1 pseudogene is annotated in these 1,002 nt (G+C 65.6%); it reads left to right on the top strand.

Annotated features, from left to right (window positions below):
* Positions 1 to 34 precede the first annotated feature (34 nt).
* Positions 35 to 835: pseudogene (locus tag LCE31_RS39870) on the top strand (transposase family protein); the annotation flags it as partial.
* Positions 836 to 1,002 lie beyond the last annotated feature (167 nt).

Genomic DNA, 1,002 nt, shown 5'->3' on the forward strand with positions numbered 1-1,002 from the left:
CTGTGGTGACGAGGCAGGGCCCCTCGTCGTTGGCGTGGTGATTCCACTCAGCACACCGGCGACCGAAGGGGCCCTGTTGGTTCCGTATCCTGCCACGCTCGATGTCCCGCACGAGCTGGTCGAGCATGTTGCCCGGCTCCTGTACGAGCACCGGCAGGCCCGCAACACCCGGTGACGCAAAATGGGTTGTTTCAGTCAGGCACTCCTGGCTCTGGTCCATCTGCGGAAGAACGAGACGTTCCGACAGCTCGGAGCGGGTTTCGGGATATCCGAGGCCACCGCCTGGCGCTACGTGGACGAGGCCCTGGACGTGCTGGCTTCCTGGGCCCCAGGCATCCAGGAAGCCCTCACCGGCCCCGGTGAGGGCGACCACGTCACCGTTGACGGCAGCCTAATCGCCACCGACCGTGTCCGCGCCGATCAGCCGTACTACTCGCAAAAGCACAAAAAACACGGCATGAACGTGCAGGTCATCGCCCGTCCCGACGGCACACCCCTGTGGTTCTCCCGTGCGACGCCCGGCCGCACACACGACCTGACCCCGGCCCGCGCCCACGGCATCGTTCAGGCCTGCCTGACCCGGCAGATCCTCGTGCCGGCAGACCGCGCCCACCAGGGCGCCGGCGCCACCTTCCGCACCCCCTACCACCACAGCGAACAGCCGCAGCACTACCAAAAGTGCAACCGCGACCACGCTCGACTCCGAGCCCCCGGCGAACGCGCCTTCGCCCAGCTCAAGTCCTGACGCATCAAGCGGAGAGCACGCTCCTCCACCCGCCGCGTCAGCCACACCGTCCAAGCCATCCACACACTGTTGACCTGCGACTATTCAGGACGAAAGAGGTTCACTGAGCACCTTTCTCGCTATGATCCGCTCCGTGAGCACAGCGGATTACTCCGCCCGGCGGGACTCACCGCGTCGGCGGGACTGTAAAAAGATCGGCCCTGTCTCACTTTCGGTGGTGACGGAGAGTCGTGGGGGTCGTTATTGTTGGCGTGAGG

The organism is Streptomyces sp. 8L (assembly GCF_020176795.1).
Lineage (GTDB): Bacteria > Actinomycetota > Actinomycetes > Streptomycetales > Streptomycetaceae > Streptomyces.